Here is an 18,655-nt window from a genome sequence, read left to right as displayed (position 1 = left end):
AAGGATGCTGGCCCATGCCGCTTCTGCCCAGGGCGTTATTGCCGTGGAAAATATCTGCGATCGCCCCCAAACCGTCCATTACCGCAGCATCCCCGCAGCAGCCTTCACCCACCCAGAAATCAGCTATGTGGGGTTAACAGAACCCCAAGCCAAGGAACTGGCAGATCAAGAAGGGTTCACCATCGGCACAGCGAAAACCTACTTTAAAGGCAATTCTAAGGCTCTAGCAGAGGGAGAAACCGACGGCATTGCTAAGGTGATCTACCGTCGCGATACCGGAGAACTGTTAGGGGTGCATATTATTGGCATCCATGCATCGGATTTAATTCAGGAAGCGGCCAATGCGATCGCCGCCGGTAAGCCGGTGCAGGAGTTAGCCTTTAACGTCCACGCCCACCCCACCCTCTCCGAGGTATTGGATGAGGCCTTTAAACGCGCTCAAGTGGCGTGATCTCCTCCAGGCGGCAGAGCCGCCAGCAGCCCGTGCCACGGCAGAGCCATGGCACGAGGGTTTAAAACTCTCGTTACTTGGCTCTGCCAAGTAACGCCCCCCCGGAGGCTCTGCCTCCAGAGGGCTTCCTACTTCCCACTCCCCACTTCCCACTTCCCCATGAAAATCCGTCGCCTCAACCCCAACGCCGCCGTCATGACCGAAGAAATTTGCTATCAGGCCCCCGTCCCCGATGGTAAACCCCGGCATATTCTTGAAGAAATTGTCTGGCATAAAGAAACAGAAGTGGCCAAAAGGCGCGATCGCCTCCCCCTCCTTGAACTGCGCAAACAGGTGGAAACTGCCCCGCCTCCCTTGGATTTTAAAGGGGCCCTAGAGGGAAGCAAGCTCTCCCCCGCCCTGATTGCTGAAGTTAAAAAAGCCTCCCCTAGTAAAGGCGTGATTCGGGAAGATTTTGATCCCGTTGCCATTGCCCAAGCCTACGAACGAGGGGGAGCCAGTTGTCTTTCTGTCCTCACTGATGCCAAATTTTTTCAAGGCAGTTTTGAAAATTTAGCCCTGGTGCGCCAAGCGGTGAGCCTTCCCTTACTCTGCAAAGAATTTATCCTCTATCCCTATCAAATCTTTCTCGCCCGCACCCAAGGGGCCGATGCCATCCTCTTGATTGCCGCGATTCTTTCCGATCAAGACCTCACCTATTTTGTGAAAATTATTCGCAATTTAGGCATGACTCCCTTGGTGGAAGTCCATAGTTTGCAAGAACTGGATCGCGTCCTGGCCATTGACAAGATTGATTTAATTGGCATTAATAACCGTAACCTCAGCAATTTTTCCGTGCATCTGCAAACCACCCAGGACTTAATCGCTGCCCGTCAGTCGGAGATTGCCGCCAAAGGGTGTTTAATTGTCAGTGAATCTGGATTACATCAACCTGAGGATTTACAAACGGTAGCAGCCGCTGGTGCTGATGCTGTACTGATCGGTGAATCCCTCGTGCGTCAACCGGATCCCGCCGCTGCCATTGCAGCCCTTTATCGTTTTGCCCAGTAAAAAGGCGATCGCCCCGTTCCCATGCGACAATAAACCCATCTTTCGCCCCGTTGCCTCCCCATGGATCAAATCCCCCTCCCTTCACTGATTCATTATGAACTGTTACTGCAACTGCTCGAACGTCAAACCATGCAAAAGGTGGATCAAAATCCAGCCCTCCGGGAACAGATACAACAACTGATCATCACGATTCGTAAAGCCCTCGCCCAGCAACGCCAGATTGAAACCATTTGTTCCCAGTCCAATATTGCCTACGAACATCGCTGGTCATTGAATCGGTTGGGAACTGATACTGATGTTTTACCGCAAATTCTCCACAGTCTTGAGCAATAACCCCAGGATTGGGGGATGATGAGTGATTGTGCTGATTTTTTTACTGCCCATTTTTTTATGAACGATAAACAACTGCTGATGATTCCGGGGCCCACGCCGGTTCCTGCCCGTGTTTTGCAAGCCATGGCCAAGCATCCCATTGGCCATCGCAGTGGTGCGTACAACAAAATTCAGGCGGAAGTGACGGCTAATTTAAAATGGCTTCACCAAACCGAAAGCGATGTCCTCACCCTTACCGTCAGTGGTACGGGAGCGATGGAAGCGGGGATCATTAATTTTTTGAGTCCGGGCGATCGCGTCCTCACTGGCTGTAATGGTAAATTTGGCGATCGCTGGGCGGAAATCTGCACCGCCTACGGCCTCCAAGTGGAAAAAATCACCGCTGAATGGGGGCAACCCTTAGACCCCGAAGCCTTCCGCCAACGGCTCCAAGCCGATACCGCTAAGGAAATCAAAGCGGTGATCCTCACCCACTCGGAAACCTCTACCGGGGTTTTAAACGATCTGGCCGGGATCAATGCCGCCGTGAAAGAACATGGTCAAGCCCTGATCATGGTGGATGCCGTCACCAGCTTAGGGGCGATTTCTTTACCCATCGATGATTGGGGCTTAGATGTGGTGGCCTCCGGTTCGCAAAAAGGCTATATGATTCCCCCCGGTTTAGGGTTTGTGGCGGTGAGTGCTAAGGCTTGGGTCGCCTACGAAACAGCGAAACTGCCCCGCTATTACCTCGATCTCGGCAAATACCGCAAAGCCACCGCCAAAGATACCACCCCCTTCACTCCCCCCGTTAACCTAGTCTTTGCCCTCCAGGCCGCATTACAAATGATGCGCGAAGAAGGCCTAGAAGCGATTTTTGCCCGCCATAATCGCCTCCAACGGGGAACACGGGCGGCGATCCATGCCCTCGGTTTAGCCACCTTAGGCCCCGATGACTGTGCTAGTCCAGCGGTGACAGCAGTGATGCCCAGCCAAGTGGATGCCGAAGCCGTGCGCAAAATGATGAATCAACGCTACGATATTGCCCTGGCGGGCGGTCAAGACCACCTCAAGGGTAAGATCTTCCGCATCGGTCATCTGGGATTTGTGTGCGATCGCGATATGCTCACGGCGATCGCCTGCCTCGAAGCCACGTTAAAATCCCTCGGTTGCGATGTTCCTATGGGAGCCGGAATCAGTGCCGCCGCTGCGGTGTTTAACGAAGCCTAATCAATCTCGGAGGGGCGAAAAATTTTTCGCCCCTCCGCCTATAGGAAAGATGCTGAGAACCCCGGTCTTGCCGGGGATGAAAGCTAGAGGCAGGCTTTAGCCTGCCAGTGTGGTATGATATTGATTGACAGCGATAAAACGCTGAAACCATTACGGATTCGCTCATCCAGCGGCGGCTCAGAGAACGATTAAGATACTGACAACCAATATAGAGCAATAGCTACAACAAAAAAATATTCAGATCCATCCGCCGAGGGACGCTCGGTAGATGTAAAAGTAAAATGCCTGTGGAGACGGTCTAACGGGGACATAAGATGAAAATCAAGTGTCTAGTCAAGAGTCTAAGAAGCAGGAAGAAGAGAGTCTGGAGGCATGGCTTTAGCCTGCTGAAAGAAAACCTTTGAGAATCCCCGCGCATTCATGCCGGGGAGTACGTCAAGGTCTCCCCTTTTCAATTACCCTTGAATTTTTCCGATGCCTTGCCCTGGTTTGATGGGCAATCGACACTACCCCACCCATCGCCGGAGGAGCCAACCCGCTCCGCAACACCCATGGTGGCAGGGGAAACGACGGTTAACCATCTGCGCCAACAACAACAACTGATCCTCAATGCCATTGGGGAGGGGGTCTATGGCGTGGATCTCCAGGGCCATGCTACCTTTGTCAATCCCGCCGCCGCCCAGATGATCGGTTGGGATCCTCAGGAATTGCTCGGTCAATCAATGCATCAAGTGTTGCACCATTCCCATCCCGATCACACCCCCTACGAGCGGGAGAACTGTCCCATCTATGCTGCCTTTCAAGATGGCATTGTTCACCGTGTTTGCGATGAAGTCTTTTGGCGCAAAGATGGCAGTTGTTTTCCGGTGGAATATATCAGTACGCCAATTCGGGATGATCAGGGGGAATTGGTGGGGGCGGTGGTGGTGTTTCGGGATATTACCCAACGAAAATGGGCTGAGGCATTATTGCAGCGTACCAACGAAGAATTAGAACATCGGGTGCGCGATCGCACCCAAGAACTCGAAGCGGCCAACAAACAGCTTCAGGCGTTAAGTGAATTGCGATCGCGGGTGGTGACGATGGTCTGCCATGAGTTTCGCAATCCGTTGAATAATATTTTGCTTTCGGTGTCCTCCCTCGGACGGTATCAGGATCAACTCACTGCCGAGCAAAAAGCCGCCTATCTGTTGGGGATTCAGGATAATGTTGAACGGATGACCGAGATGATTGATGCGATTTTAATCATTGGTCGGGTAGAGGCCAAGGGCATGGAGGTGCAACCCCGGCCCTTTGATCTAATCCCCTTCTGCCATGAGGTGATTGCCGAGGTGCAGGGGGGAACCGATCCCGCCAGCCCGCAAAACCGGATTCAATTCACCAGTCGTCATAAACGCTTAAGGGTCAACCTCGATCAATGTATGGTGCATTCCATTGTCACTAATATCCTCTCTAACGCCCTGCGCTATACCCCTGCCCCGGCTGCCATTCAGTTGAAAGTGAGCAAATATCAGGATCAGGTTACAGTGCAGATTGTTGATGGGGGCATTGGCATTCCGGCCGAAGATCTGCCCTATTTATTTGAACCCTTCCATCGGGGGCGAAATGTGAGCAATATTGCTGGAACCGGTTTGGGCTTAAATATCGTCAAGCGTTTTGTGGATTTACAGGGGGGGCAGATTGAGATCGCCAGTCAACTGGGCAAAGGCACAGTGTTTCAGGTGGTCTTGCCCCTTCAGTATCAACCCGCTGCTTCATCCTGACTGGCCCCCCAGGCCCCGAAAATGGCAATCATCCCCCTAGCCCATCACCATGACCGTATTGCCCCATCCCACGGATAACCCCCAAACCTACGATCGCCTCCAACGGGTATTGGCGGCGGGCCTGCGTCGTCAGGTGTTGTTTGGGGTCTGTGACCATGAACCTCTGGTGCAAACCCTCTCCCAACGGCTCCACCATGGGTTAGGGCGGGAGTCGGTGGTGTTAGTGCCGCTGCCTTGGGATGTGGGGGAGCCGCAATTATTGAAGGCGATCGCCGCCGTTTTACAGGATCATCCCCATTTGGGCCAAACGGGGATGATGCCGATTTTAGAACTGCGCAATATTCCCCAACTCACCCGCCAGAGCCACCCCATCCAGCAGCAATTTTTACGGCAACTGCGCTCCTTGGGTCGCCATTTGCCGGAGTTGGAATTTAACCTATTGCTCTGGGTGAATGGCCCTTGGTTGCATCAAATTCAGCACAGCGTTCCGGAGTTTTGGCGCTGGCATACGGGAATTTTTGCCTTTTCCGCCGATCAGGGGATTACCCCCGTCCCGCCCCCGCCCCCCAGCGCCCCCCTCCCCGACCCGGATCCGGCGGGAGCGTTCCCGCTGATCACCCTGGCGGGCAATTGGGAAACTATGGCCCCCCTCACCCCCGAAGCCCTGCGGCAACAGGTGCAGCAATATCGCGATCGCATTGCCCAGGGGGAAACCGCCCTCCCCTTGTTGGATCAGGCCATTGCCACGAGCCAAGACCTGCTTCCCCACCTGAAAACCCCGACGGAAACCATTGATGCGTTGAATGATTTGGGGAATTTTTACTGGTTGCGATCGCGCCAACATTCCCCCGACAATCCCACCGCTGCCCGTGGGGATTTAGAGCAGGCCCTCGCTCAATATCAAGCCGCTCTCGAACCCTTAGGGGATGGTTCAGAAGCTCCCCATACCTATGCCATGGTGCAGAATAATTTAGGGGCAGTGTATAGCGATCTGGCTCGTTATGGACAGCCGGCCCACCATTTCCAGGCGGCGGTTTGGGCCTATGAGGCTTCCCTGCAATATCGGGCCGTGGACAATCCCAAATATGGCGCGACGCAAAATAATTTAGGAACCGCCTATTGGCATCTCGCCCAACACCAACGGGCAATTCCCAACCTTAAGGCCAGTATTTACGCCTACCACGAAGCTGCCCAACAGTACGAACGGGCGGCAGATTGGCCCACTTGGGCAATGATCCAAACCAATTTAGGGACAGCCTATTGGATGGTGGCTCAACAGGAGCCGGAAGCGGCCCATTTAGAGGCGGCGATCGCCTGTTACCGCGCCAGCCTCCAACACCGCACCCCCGACCGCGACCCCGTAGCCTGTGCCACCACCCACAACAACCTCGCCGCCGCCTACTGGCATCTGGCCAGCGATGGCGATCGGGATGGAGAAACCGCCCTGCGGGAACTGTTCAACGCCGCTGCTTCCTATGCAGAGGCGGCCCAACTGGCCCAAGGGTTAAGCCTGATGGATCCGCCCATTTTCGTTTCCTTTGACTTTCCCACCACCTACCACAATTTAGGCATTGTCTATTATCAAATCGCCACAGAACCCCGGTTTAACCTCAGTTTGGCGGATCAACTCCTCCACCTCGAAGCGGCCCTCCAAGCCTATGGCCAAACCGTCGCCTTTATCCCCCCCACAGCGGATCTGTACCAAACGACGATGATCGGCATGGTGCAGGCAATCCGCACCTGTTATGAACTGGGGGGCATTGCCGCCCAAAACAAGGCCCTCACCCATGTACCGGGGCCTTTGCTCTCGCAGGTTCTGGCTCAATTGGGCTAATCTTGACCATCAGCGATTTTCTCTGAGCGGGTCACTGTGCCGAGGCCCTTGCTGTCCCAAGGGATTCCCCCAGGGGCGATCGCCCGGTTGTAATGGGGAAAGATGCCCAATTTGAGAAAATTTCATGGTTCTTAAACCCGTTTATGCCCTTAGCCTCCTGGCCGCTGTATGGTGGGGAACTTTTGCCCCCGCAGCGATCGCCAATCCCCGCGTCACGATCCAAAATCGTACCCAACTTACCATTACCCAAGGGGGCCAAACCCATACCTTGAATGTACGGGATTGGCCGATTAATCTCCTTGATGCCACCGATTGCGCCAACTATGCCACGCTGCCGCAAAGGGTGGTGACAGGAAGGATGATCAGCGCCGAGCCGGCCATTGATCCCCAATCGGGGCAAATTGCGATCGGGGTGATCCTCACGGAATGCGCTGATGTGCAACAAAGTGCCGTCTTTATCCTTGATCCGCAACCCGATGGCTATATTGCCTACCGCGCCCCATTGCCAGGGCCGCGCCCCTTACCCGATGCCTTTTCCAGTTATGGGTTTTCATCGGTTTTGGGCCTCCAATATTGGGATGGGAATTTGTTGGTGCGCCACGGTTCCGCCGATGGTAGCGAGGCGATGATCATTTTCACCCGTGGGGAATCCCCCGCTGGGATCTATGCTGGTTGTGTTCAGTTGCAAGCCGGGGAAGGGGGCGGGGGTTGTCCGCAAATTTCCGGAGCGGACTGAAGTCCCCACGACAAACTTAAGCCTAAAAACCGGGTTTCTTTGAGGATGCTAAGGCAAAATGAGGAGATGCAAGAAACCCGGTTTCTGTTTGTCCACTTAAGCCTAGAAAAAACCCCATGTTTGCACAGAAACTTCTCGCCCAAGAACCCTTAATCCGCTCATTGTGCTTTTTTGGCATCTTGGCGATCATGGCCCTCTGGGAAAGCCTCGCCCCCCATCGCCCCCTCTTGATCGCAAAATCGCTGCGGTGGGGGAGTAATTTAGGGTTGGTGCTGTTGAATACGCTGCTGTTACGGGCGGTGTTTCCCCTCGCGCCGGTGGGGTTTGCGGAAATTGCCACGGTTCACAATTGGGGCCTGTTCCATTGGCTCGATTTACCCCCTGGCTTGGCCATTCCCCTAACGATCATTGCCCTGGATTTGGTGATCTATGGGCAACACGTTGCATTTCATGCCTTCCCGATCCTGTGGCGATTGCACCAAGTTCATCATGCCGATCGCGATTTTGATGTGACTACGGGTTTACGGTTTCACCCTTGCGAGATTTTTCTTTCCATGGGGATTAAAATAGGGGCGATCGCCCTCTTGGGTGCTACCCCTGTGGCCGTGCTGATTTTTGAGGTGTTACTCAATGGGACAGCGATGTTTAACCACGGTAACGTCAGTTTACCCCCCTGGCTCGATCGCCCCCTGCGTTGGGTGCTGGTGACTCCCGATATGCACCGGGTGCATCATTCGATCATTCCCGAAGAAACCAACAGTAACTACGGCTTTAACTCGCCTTGGTGGGACTATCTGTTTCGCACCTATCGAGCCACTCCGGCCCAAGGCGATGAAGGGATGACCATTGGCTTAGAAGCCTATCAAACTAGCCAGCAAGTTGCCCAACTGCCCTGGATGCTGCTTTTGCCTTTTCGTCCATGGGGCTAAACCGGAGGAAGGGCGGGGGATCAATGCAGTCTAGCGTCTCAAACTGCTCACCAATATCCTTTATTTTTGAGCCGCCCTGTGATGATCCGCAATACGATTCTCAGTCTTTCCCTCGTCATCTTCTCCGATGTAGCGATCGCCCAAACCATCACCCCTGCCCCCGATAGCACGGGTACGCTGGTGGAATACCAGGGCCACACCTATCAGATTAGCGGTGGCACAACGGCAGCAACGAACCTATTCCATAGCTTCCACAGTTTCGGCCTCAACCCTGGGGAGATTGCTCAGTTTCTCTCTCAGCCTGAGATTACCCATATTTTGGCGCGGGTCATCGGGGGCGATGCTTCCCTAATCCATGGGGAAATCCAGGTAACGGGGGGGAATGCGGATCTTTACCTGATGAACCCGGCGGGGATTGTGTTTGGGGCGGGGGCGAGTTTGAATGTGCCGGGGGATTTTGTGGCAACGACGGGCGATCGCCTCGGTTTCAGTAGCGGCGGCTGGTTCACGGCCACAGGTGAGCCGGATTATCACAGCTTAACGGGAACCCCCAACCAATTGGCCTTTACCCACGGGGAACCGGCGGCGATCATCAATTTGGGCGATTTACAGACCCCAGGGCATATCGGCCTTTACGGCGGTACGGTGATCAACGCGGGCAAAATTGAGGGGAAATCGATCACATTGGCGGCGGTTCCGGGGGAACATCGCATTCGTCTCTCAGAACCGGGGCGATTGCTGAGTTTGGAATTGCCGACTGAAGCCGTTACAGCGGGAATTACGCCGATGGATTTACCCACATTGCTCACGGGGACGGGGTTAGCTGCGCCGACGGTGGGGACGGTGGGGGGGGATGGGTTAGTGAGGGGCGATCGCATTCATCTGGCGGCGAGTGAACCGATCCAGCTTGATCCGCAATTAATTTATACCAATTCCCCCATCGTCAGCCGCTACGGCAACGCAGAGATACCTGTGGCCTATGTGTTTCTCGATGCCACCGTGCCGGATTTTCAGAGTTTGCTCTATGGGGGCCGGGCCGGTACGACGATTATGGGCATTGGGCCGGGTGAATCGGGGATCGCACGGATTACGGCGGAATTGGCGGCGGTGGAAGCGGGGAGCGTTGATGAGCTACATCTCGTTGGGGAGGGGGAGGCGGGAAATTTTTGGTTAGGGTCGGATTTTATCGATGCCACGACGGTTGATCAATATAGCGATCAATTGCAAACATGGGGCGCGGCCCTGAGGGATGGGGCAGATCTGTTGCTCTATAGTTGCTTTACGGCGTTGGGGACGGTGGGGGAAGCGTTGATGTCCACGTTGGGCGATCGCACCGGGGCCGATGTGGCGGCTTCTACCAATGGGACGGGGAGCGCGGCCTTGGGAGGAGATTGGATTTTGGAGCGGTCAACGGGAAATATTGAGGCAGAACTCGCTTTTTCCCCCTCTGTTTTGGCGAATTTTAACGACATCCTCGCGACTTTTACCGTTAGCAATGGCGGGGATGCGGGGTTGGGATCCTTGCGGGAGGCGATCGCTTCTGCCAATCTCCTCCCCGGAGCCGATGAAATCCGGTTTGCCCCAGGGATTAACCTTGTGGGACTGACCAGTACTGAATTAACAATTACCGATGGGTTAACGATTACTGGCCAAGGAACCAACGTCACGATTCAGGGGAATAATACTTTTCGCATTTTTAACATCACTACGCCTGTAAGCACCACCTTCGATTTTCTCACGATTACCGGCGGCAATACTGCTGCCAATGGCGGTGGCATTAACGGCAATGGCGGCGTGGTGAATCTCACCAATAGCATCGTTCAAGGTAATGTTGCTGGGGTTAGTGGTGGGGGGATTGCAAATACATCAGGAGCGATTAACCTCACCAATAGCATTGTCGAAAACAATAACGCGACAACAAGCGGCGGCGGTATTTTTGCCTCCATAGGAACTGTAAACCTCAATAACAGCATCCTCCGCAACAATATTGCTAACGCGGGGGGTGGCATTCGCGCTGGTGGAGCCGTGACTGTCAATAACAGTACCCTCAGCAACAACCAGGCAACAGCAGGGGATGGTGGGGCGATCAACAATATTAACAACCTGACGATCGCCAATAGTTTGCTGGAAAATAACACTGCTCATTTGAATGGCGGTGGTTCGATTGCCATTGCAACCACGATTACGAATAGTACGATTCGCAACAATACGGCAACGACTGTCAGCGGTGGCGGCATTTATACGTTGGGGGCCGCCCTCACCGTGACCAATAGCCTTTTCAGTAATAACCGAGCCGCCTTTGATGGGGCCGGGCTTCGTGCGGGTGGAACGACAACCTTGAACAATAGCCAAATTACCGGCAACACCGCCGGAGCTTTTGGGGGCGGGCTTTTCTCCGCAGGAGCGGCCACGATTACCGAAAGTGCGATCGCCAATAATCGGGGCAATTTAGGAGGGGGCTTCCATGGCGGCGCGTTGGTTACGCTCAATCGCAGCACGATACACAACAATACGGGCAATGCTGGGGCGGGAATCTCTACCGCCGGGGCTGTTGACCTCACCAACAGTACGATCAGCAGCAATCAAGCCCTTGGCAACGCGGCGGGCATCATCAGCACTGGCGGCACGATTACGAATACAACAATTGTCAACAACCGTACCATCATCGGCAATGGGGGGGGCATTTTCCGGCCAGCGGGGATATTCACGATCCGCAATAGCATCATTATCAACCAGGATGATGGGGGTGAAGCACCGGATTTGGTGGGCAATTGGGCGGGTAGCACGATTGAATCTTCCATCCTGGGCAGTACCACCGGCCCCACCAACCTCACCCTAGGGGCAGGAACGATTCTCACCACCGACGCGGGCCTACTCCCCTTGGGGGACTACGGCGGCCCCACCCCAACCCATGCCCTCCGCCCCACCAGTATCGCCCTCAACAGCGGCAATAATGCCTTTGTGGCAGGGGGTTTAGATCACCGGGGAACCAATCGCATTCATGGCGGAACCGTGGATCGGGGAGCCTATGAATCCGCTGGATTTAACTTAACGATTCTCGGCGGCAATAACCAATTGACAGTTCCTAACACCCCTTTTCGGGAAGCCTTAACCGTGCAACTCACTGAAGCGGCTTTTAGCCGTCCCCTCCCTGGTTTGCCCATCACGTTCAGCTTCCCCACCACCGGCCCCACGGCCCTGACAGAAGCCCTGACGCTGTTCACGGATCCTCAAGGCATTGTCCGGCTTAATTTGCGGGCCAATGGCTTAGTGGGCCGATATAACGGATTTGCCAGCCTCACCCCAGAGATCACGATCCCCTTCACCCTCACCCATGCTCCCCTCAACCTTAACAGCCTCCTCCACACCATCGATCGCGAATTCGTCAACCGCAGCCTTTTAGATCTGGAGGAGGGGACAACGGTGGAAACTTTAGAATCTGCATTAACCGACATTTTTACCGCCCATGTGGGGGGGAATGGTCGCCCCATTTCCCTCGCCCAAGCCCAGGAGCGACTCCGGGAAGCGGAGGAGGCAACGGGCCGCCGGACTGGGGTGATTTATGCCTTCTTTCGTCCACCGGGGGAAATGGCGATTCTCCCGGATCAGACGATCCGGGATTTTGATCAAGGGTTTGGGGCCAATCGTCGCCAGTTACTTGAATTGGCTTTAGAGGCTGGGAACCCTACGGATCAATTGGAGTTGGTGCTGGTGACGAGTGATGGCATGATCCTTCAGCGCCGGGTTCCCCAGGCAACGCGATCGCTCCTGTTACGTCAGGTGTCCGAAATGCGGCGGGCGGTGAATAGCCCCCAACGGGGAAACGCCTATCGGCCCGCAGCGAAGCAACTTTATGACTGGCTCCTTGCTCCCCTAGAACCCCAGTTAAAACTCCACGGGATTCAGCATTTAGCTTGGATTCTGGATGCGGGCTTGCGATCGCTTCCCTTGGCGGCCCTCCACGATGGTAAGGGCCATATTATCGAGCGCTACAGTGTTGGCCTGATGCCTAGCTTGTCCCTCACGGATTTGAGCTATCGCAGTCTTGAGGGGGCAACGGTGTTGGCGATGGGAACCGAAACCTTTAGCGAGCAGGTGAATTTACCCGCTGTGCCGGTGGAGGTGGAGGCGATCGCCCGTCAGTTTTGGCAGGGGGAAACCCTGCTCAACGAAGCCTTTACGGTGGCTAACTTCATGGCCCGTCGCCAAGGGGAACCCTTCCGTATTGTTCACTTGGCTACCCATGGGGAATTCCGCCCCGGCGAAGCGGATCAATCCTATATTCAGTTTTGGGATCAGCGTTTGGGGTTGGATGAATTGCAGGCCTTGGGGTTGGATGATCCCTTGGTGGATCTGTTGGTGTTGAGTGCTTGCCAGACGGCCTTAGGCGATCGCCAAGCGGAATTAGGGTTTGCAGGTCTAGCCGTAGCCGCAGGGGTGAAAACCGCTTTGGGGAGTTTGTGGGCGGTGAGCGATGCGGGAACTTTGGCGTTAATGAGTGAATTTTATGACCAGTTAGATCAGGTGACAACCAAAGCCGGAGCATTGCGTTTGGCCCAATTGGCGATGTTACGGGGCAACATTTACATCAATGGCAATGAAATGATCACCCCCACCGCCCGCCTTACCCTTCCCCCTAGTTTAAGTCTGGGCCATGCCTCCACCGTTGACTTCACCCATCCCTACTATTGGAGTGCCTTCACTCTGATCGGCAATCCTTGGTAATGGGCAACAGGATCAAATGATACGCAATCCGGCTTTCATACCCTAAAAATAGCGAAGACTGAGCCTGTCAAAGTTAAAGCGGCCAGGATTCAACAAACTCATCCCGACGAATCTTGGGTTTTGCCCAACCAGACTTTGTACAGCGGTTTTCATAAACTTGAGGTACAAAGATTCCCCTCAATCCCCTTTAAAAAGGGGGAAGTGGCGTTCTCATACTTTCGCAATCCCCTATGTTAAGTATCAACCTATACATTTTCTCTGCCAAATTCAGAACAATTACAACAGGATAAACCTCGAATCAAGACTTGAGAGATTTTCTGTATCATGGAATTCATTTTGCGGCTTTTGTTCCGCTTTGTGAGCATCTATTAACCAAAAAGTTATGTTCTCAGCGATCAATAGCCAGATGGCTTTTTTACCGAAAGAAAATCCTATCTTTGCGAAAAAAGTTGCAATGCTCTCCGCCATCAAACTTGATACCTTAAGCCCAACGAGTTTTAAGCTGCCTTGCAGCACCAACATGCGAATCCAACCCACATATTGAGTCAGGTGAATTTGCTATGACAGTTTTCCCGAGCACATCTGAGTCCATTCATACCCGGTGCTATTGTGGTGGTCATCACTTACCACAGGATCATTGGCAATTCTTAGCAAGTATGCCTAGTGATCCCACCGATTGGCTGAGTGATCTCGTCAAAATGGGAGTTTATCGGTCTGATGCCCTCAACATGGCCAAGACCCTCACCCAAGTTGATATGCGCGAAGCATTGCTGCTGAAAAATATCAGCGGTGGCAATCCAGCACGGGAACAGTTTTGCCGTGATCTGATTAAAGAGGCGGGGGGGTTAGATCAAGCCATGGCCGCCGCCTTTGGTGTTCATGCTGTCGAGTTTTTTAGTAATACAATCCGCAATGGTGAATTTAGCCGTCGTGAATTTTTAAAGCGGGTGGCCGTGGCGGGGGCTTTAGTGGCCTTGGCAAGCTGTTCTCAAGAGGGCAGCCAGTCTGAAGATACTGCATCGGACACTGGGGCGGATATACCCAGCAATCTTGAAAAAACCGAGCTAAAAATTGGCTTCATTCCCATCACCTGCGCCACCCCCATTGTGATGTCTGAACCCTTAGGCTTTTATGAAAAATATGGGCTGAATGTCTCGGTGGTGAAGATGCCGAACTGGGCCGCTGTGCGGGATTCGGCGATCGCCGGTGAGCTAGATGCCTATCATATGCTCTCCCCCATGCCCATTGCCATGACCCTAGGGCTAGGTTCAGCCACTTTCCCTGTCAAACTGGCCAGCATTGAAAATATCAATGGCCAAGCAATTACTGTGGCCATTAAACACCGCGATACGGTGAAAGGGCCGGCGGATTTTAAAGGGTTCCGCATTGGTGTTCCCTTTCCCTTCTCAATGCACAATCTCTTAATGCGCTACTACCTCGCCACGGGGGGTCTGAATCCCGATACCGATGTGCAAATCTTCCCCGTTCCGCCACCGGATAGCGTCGCCAAAATGGTATCTGATGAAATTGACGCGATGCTGATGCCCGATCCCTTTAATCAACGGGCAGTCTTTGAGGGGGTTGGCTATATTCATATGCTGACCAAGGATCTCTGGGATGGTCATCCCTGTTGTGCCTTTGCTGCGAGTCAGGACTGGATTACTGAAAATCCCAATACATTTCGGGCGGTCAATAAAGCCATCATTGATGCAGCCAGCTATGCCGATGATCCTGCCAATCGCAAAGATATTGCCGCTGCATTAATTGATCGCCAATATCTCAACCAGCCGTTACCTGTGGTGGAAGCAGTTCTCACCGGAACCTTTGAGGATGGTCTCGGCAATACTCTCAATGTGCCTGATCGCATCGGCTTTGATCCCTACCCTTGGAAAAGCTTTGCAAAATGGATTTCATCGCAGATGGTGCGCTGGGATCTGATGTCCGGTGAGGGAGTGGACTATGAGCAAATTGCCCAGGATATTTTCCTCACAGATTTAGCGGCAGAACTACAAACAGAATTGGGCCAATCGCCCCCTACTGAGGTGGAACGTTCAGAAACCTTGAAATTTGATGAATTTGATCCCAGTGATCCCGCATCCTATGTGGCCGCACAAATTGAAGAATTTGGCCAATAGCAACAAGCCAAACTATAGCGTTTTCGCGACTCATGAGAACTCTACTTCCCCCTTTTTCTACGCCGAAGGCGTATCCCCGAAGGGGCTTAGGGGGATTGAGGGGGATCTTTGTACCCCATGGCTCTAGAAATTGCTATAAAGTCATCACGCCAAAAGTTTGTTGTGAAGACCTTAGTTCTTCCCTTTTCTAAATCTAGCTTTTATCGATGACCTTTAGGACAGTTTCCTTTGTAAAAAGCGGAGTGAAGTCCACAATACGAAGGAGGATTGTACTCAAGGATTCAAGTAAAAGCGATACCACCAACCCATTGAAATCTATTCCCCATTCCCTATTACCTATTCCCAAAAATCCTGATCGCTGATGAACAATCCCGCATTACCCACCCTGCGATCAAAACCGAAACCCTTGATCGCCCTCAGTATCAATCAACAGGCCTTCCTGTTATTTTTGCTCATTCTCGGCCTGCTCCTCCTATTTTGGGAAATGGGCGTAAATATGGGCATATTTTCCCAACTGATGCCCTCCGCTAGTGCAACGATCAAAGAAACTTGGTGGTGGCTGTCTAAACCCTTTTTTGACTATGGCCCCAATGATAAAGGCATTGGTTGGCTGTTGCTGACAAGCCTACGCCGGGTTATGATCGGGTTTGCCATTGGGTCGGCGATCGCCATTCCTTTGGGGATCTTAATCGGCTTATCGGAGGTGATTTCACGGGCGGTAGATCCCTTCATTCAAATTCTCAAACCTGTCTCCCCCCTTGCTTGGCTTCCCCTTGGCTTAGGTCTGCTCAAAAATTCAGAAAGCACAGCGCTTTTTGTGATTGCCATTACCAGCATCTGGCCCACACTCATTAACACCAAGTTTGGCGTAAGTCATGTAGATTCTGCTTACCTAGATGTTACCCGCACCCTAGGAGCATCCCGTTGGCGCACGCTGACAAAAGTGATCCTCCCGGCGGCGGCTCCCTATATTGTTTCTGGTTTGCGGATCAGTATTAGCATTGCTTGGTTAGTCATTGTTGCCGCTGAAATTCTCGTTGGCGGTTCGGGGATTGGTTATTTCGTTTGGAATGAATGGAATAATCTCAAAATCACCAGTATTATTACCGCTATTTTGGTGATTGGCGGGGTTGGTTTAATCCTAGATCGCCTCTTTAGTTTTCTACAAACCTGGGTTGCCTTTGGAAAACGATTATGATCCTCACTCCCTCCACTGCTGTTCGCCAAACTGCTACTATGTCCGCGAGTGCGCCACTTTCAATTCAAGGGGTTTCTAAAACCTATTATGGTCAGCGGGATTGGTTTAGCCGCATGACCCGCAAAGCCACCCTTGACTACACTGCTTTAGAGGATATTAACCTCGACATTGAAGCCAATACATTTGTGTCCATTATTGGCCCTTCTGGCTGTGGTAAATCCACATTGTTAAACATCATTGCCGGGTTATCGGAACCCACCACGGGGACAGTTTTGATCAACGGTGTGCCTATTACTGGCCCTGGCCCGGATCGCGGCGTTGTTTTTCAAAACTATGCCCTCATGCCCTGGATGACGGTGCTTGATAATATTCGCTTTGCCATTGAAACGGTGAATCCGAAATTATCCGTCACCCGCCAAAAGGCGATCGCCCGTGAGTATATTGAATTGGTGGGTCTGATCGGCGCTGAACATCGCCATCCCCATGAGTTATCGGGGGGGATGAAGCAGCGGGTCGGCATTGCGCGGGCCTTAGCTATTGATCCACAAATCCTGCTCATGGATGAACCCTTTGGCGCATTAGATGCGTTAACGCGGGGATTTTTGCAAGATGAAGTGGAGCGAATTTGGGAACAACAGCGCAAGACGGTGATTTTAATTACCCATAGTATTGAGGAAGCCCTATTGCTTTCCGACAAAATTGTCATGATGACGCGGGGGCCGGAGGCTAAAATTGCCAAAATTTTAGAGGTGCCTTTTCCCCGGCCGCGCCATCGCGAGTCCCTCGATGAGCAACCCGCCTACCATGACATCAAAGCAGAGATGGAACTCCATCTCTCGCGAGAAACCCGCGCCGTTGAAGAGGCTCGGATTCGTAGACGGGCGATCGCCTAACCTCAGCGCACCCCGTTTATGTTCACTGTTGATTGCACCTAAATTACTGAATCAGGAGATCTAGAATGGCTACTGTTGATTTACCGGAAATTACCCAAACATTATTGGCGGCAAAGCAGTCTTTTGGCTTAACTTTTGCGGAATTGGGGGCAAAGTTGGGGCGTGATGAAGTCTGGATTGCTGCGGTGATCTATCGCCAAGCCAGTGCCTCCCCAGAGGAGGCGGGCCAACTGTTGGCGGCTTTGGGTTTGGATGCGGGTTTGGCTCCGGAACTGACGACTTGCCCGTTGAAAGGTTTGGGGCCAGTTGTGCCGACGGATCCCCTGATTTATCGGCTTTATGAGATTATGCAGGTGTATGGGATGCCGATTAAGGATGTGGTGCATGAGAAGTTTGGCGATGGGATTATGAGCGCCATTGATTTCACGCTCCATGTGGAAAAAGAGGCAGATCCCAAGGGCGATCGCGTCAAAATCATCATGAATGGTAAGTTCTTACCCTATAAAAAGTGGTAAGCAAACAACCTGAGTGAGGGTTAATCGCTTTGGTGCGTTGGGCAAAATCTCCACCTAAACATCATCTTTGATTAGGTCTAGCGCACCCTACCTTTACAGATTAAAGAGTAGGGTGCGTTAAATTGATAAGCTGAACATTGAAATGGTCATTGTGAAAACTATAGCACTAGCCACAATCATTAAAACTCGGTTTGTAGTGCGGACTTCCGTCTACTCCCCCTTGCATTTAGAAGTTTCAAAGCTTAATCCCCTTGGTTCATGCCATATCTTTATTAATTCCCATGCGCAAACTTCCTCAATCTCAACCTTCCTCTAACCCTAAATTAAGCAGTTGGATTCAATTTATTACCCTGGTACTCGCTTTTATTGGGGCTTGGCAGGTTCTCTCCAATGGTCTTTGGCTGCTTCACCATTAACAATCGGTCTTCAGAAAATATGGTGAAATTAGCTTGATTAGAACCGACATTCCGCAGGTTGACAAATAAATTAAAATGTGCATTATTTTTTGCTTCCTGAAAGCCTTGAAAAATGGCAGGTTTGGACTTTGGAGGTTGCCACTCAAATTATTACGGAACATTAAGCTACGCATTGAGTTCTCAAAATTGGCAAATCCCAGCAGTCTCTTCCCACAAAGCTTACAGCGATTGCGTTTAGCAATCCACAGTAAAAATAAAATGTCAACCTGCGGAAAGTGAGTTGAAATGCAACGAAGAACGGACTAAATCTCGCACTACGAAGGCCCACTTCGAGACAAGCTTTGACACTCCCCGCGCTAAAGCGACGGGGATTCTTCACTCAACGAGCCAACTTGCTCAGACAGGATGACTCCAGCCAAAGTAGAGGTCGATTCTCCTGAAGCGTTGCTTGCGTCCAGCGCAAAAGTT

General features: G+C 52.5%; 13 protein-coding genes and 1 pseudogene. 13 read left to right on the top strand and 1 reads right to left on the bottom strand.

The genetic code is table 11. The annotated features are described in order from the left end of the window. From VB712_RS10385 to VB712_RS10345, 9 genes and pseudogenes are all read left to right on the top strand, one after another. Nucleotides 1-451, top strand: a pseudogene (locus VB712_RS10385) (dihydrolipoyl dehydrogenase); the annotation flags it as partial. A 159-nt stretch (nucleotides 452-610) separates the two neighbouring features. Next, the gene (gene trpC, locus VB712_RS10380; RefSeq protein WP_323254491.1) at nucleotides 611-1,501 is read left to right on the top strand and encodes an indole-3-glycerol phosphate synthase TrpC; all 891 of its coding nucleotides are present in this window, start codon (nucleotides 611-613) and stop codon (nucleotides 1,499-1,501) included. A gap of 60 nt (nucleotides 1,502-1,561) precedes the next feature. Beyond that, a complete protein-coding gene (locus VB712_RS10375; RefSeq protein ID WP_323254490.1) occupies nucleotides 1,562-1,834 on the top strand; it encodes a DUF5340 domain-containing protein in 273 nt (90 codons plus the stop codon). Between the two features lie 57 nt (nucleotides 1,835-1,891). Beyond that, nucleotides 1,892-3,043 carry an alanine--glyoxylate aminotransferase family protein gene (locus VB712_RS10370; protein ID WP_323254489.1) on the top strand — a complete coding sequence of 384 codons (1,152 nt, stop codon included), beginning with the start codon at nucleotides 1,892-1,894 and terminating at the stop codon, nucleotides 3,041-3,043. Nucleotides 3,044-3,594: 551 nt separating this feature from the next. Next, nucleotides 3,595-4,806, top strand: coding sequence for an ATP-binding protein (locus VB712_RS10365; protein ID WP_416236313.1), 1,212 nt, complete (start codon nucleotides 3,595-3,597; stop codon nucleotides 4,804-4,806). Between the two features lie 49 nt (nucleotides 4,807-4,855). Next, entirely contained in the window at nucleotides 4,856-6,640 is a 1,785-nt protein-coding gene (locus VB712_RS10360; RefSeq protein WP_323254487.1) for a tetratricopeptide repeat protein, read from the top strand. Nucleotides 6,641-6,764: 124 nt separating this feature from the next. Continuing rightward, complete coding sequence (locus tag VB712_RS10355; protein ID WP_323254486.1) at nucleotides 6,765-7,376, top strand: hypothetical protein; 612 nt, start codon at nucleotides 6,765-6,767, stop codon at nucleotides 7,374-7,376. Between the two features lie 116 nt (nucleotides 7,377-7,492). Then, on the top strand, nucleotides 7,493-8,305 hold the full coding sequence (locus VB712_RS10350) for a sterol desaturase family protein (protein ID WP_323254485.1): 813 nt from the start codon (nucleotides 7,493-7,495) through the stop codon (nucleotides 8,303-8,305). 66 nt (nucleotides 8,306-8,371) lie between these two features. Continuing rightward, complete coding sequence (locus VB712_RS10345; RefSeq protein ID WP_323254484.1) at nucleotides 8,372-13,030, top strand: CHAT domain-containing protein; 4,659 nt, start codon at nucleotides 8,372-8,374, stop codon at nucleotides 13,028-13,030. Between the two features lie 276 nt (nucleotides 13,031-13,306). On the opposite strand, the gene VB712_RS10340 is transcribed toward VB712_RS10345, so the two are convergent. Further along, nucleotides 13,307-13,567, bottom strand: a complete 261-nt coding sequence (locus VB712_RS10340) for a hypothetical protein (RefSeq protein ID WP_323254483.1) — start codon at nucleotides 13,565-13,567, stop codon at nucleotides 13,307-13,309. Between the two features lie 23 nt (nucleotides 13,568-13,590). Here VB712_RS10340 and VB712_RS10335 point away from each other — a divergent pair, with 23 nt between their 5' ends. The 4 genes from VB712_RS10335 to cynS all read left to right on the top strand — a co-directional run bounded on the left by VB712_RS10335 (nucleotide 13,591) and on the right by cynS (nucleotide 17,771). Then, nucleotides 13,591-15,165, top strand: a complete 1,575-nt coding sequence (locus VB712_RS10335; protein WP_323254482.1) for a CmpA/NrtA family ABC transporter substrate-binding protein — start codon at nucleotides 13,591-13,593, stop codon at nucleotides 15,163-15,165. 361 nt (nucleotides 15,166-15,526) lie between these two features. Continuing rightward, a complete protein-coding gene (gene ntrB / locus VB712_RS10330) occupies nucleotides 15,527-16,363 on the top strand; it encodes a nitrate ABC transporter permease (protein ID WP_323254481.1) in 837 nt (278 codons plus the stop codon). Further along, nucleotides 16,360-17,256: an ABC transporter ATP-binding protein gene (locus VB712_RS10325; protein ID WP_323254480.1), complete on the top strand. Its 897-nt coding sequence runs from the start codon at nucleotides 16,360-16,362 to the stop codon at nucleotides 17,254-17,256. Before ntrB ends, VB712_RS10325 begins: the two co-directional genes overlap by 4 nt. Nucleotides 17,257-17,321: 65 nt before the next feature. Next, nucleotides 17,322-17,771: a cyanase gene (cynS, locus tag VB712_RS10320; RefSeq protein WP_323254479.1), complete on the top strand. Its 450-nt coding sequence runs from the start codon at nucleotides 17,322-17,324 to the stop codon at nucleotides 17,769-17,771. Nucleotides 17,772-18,655 lie beyond the last annotated feature (884 nt).

This window comes from Spirulina sp. CCNP1310, assembly GCF_034932185.1.
In the GTDB taxonomy this organism is placed as follows: Bacteria; Cyanobacteriota; Cyanobacteriia; order Cyanobacteriales; family Spirulinaceae; genus Spirulina.
Note: the sequence above shows the minus strand (reverse complement) of the source record. Positions and strands in the feature narration are given on the sequence as shown.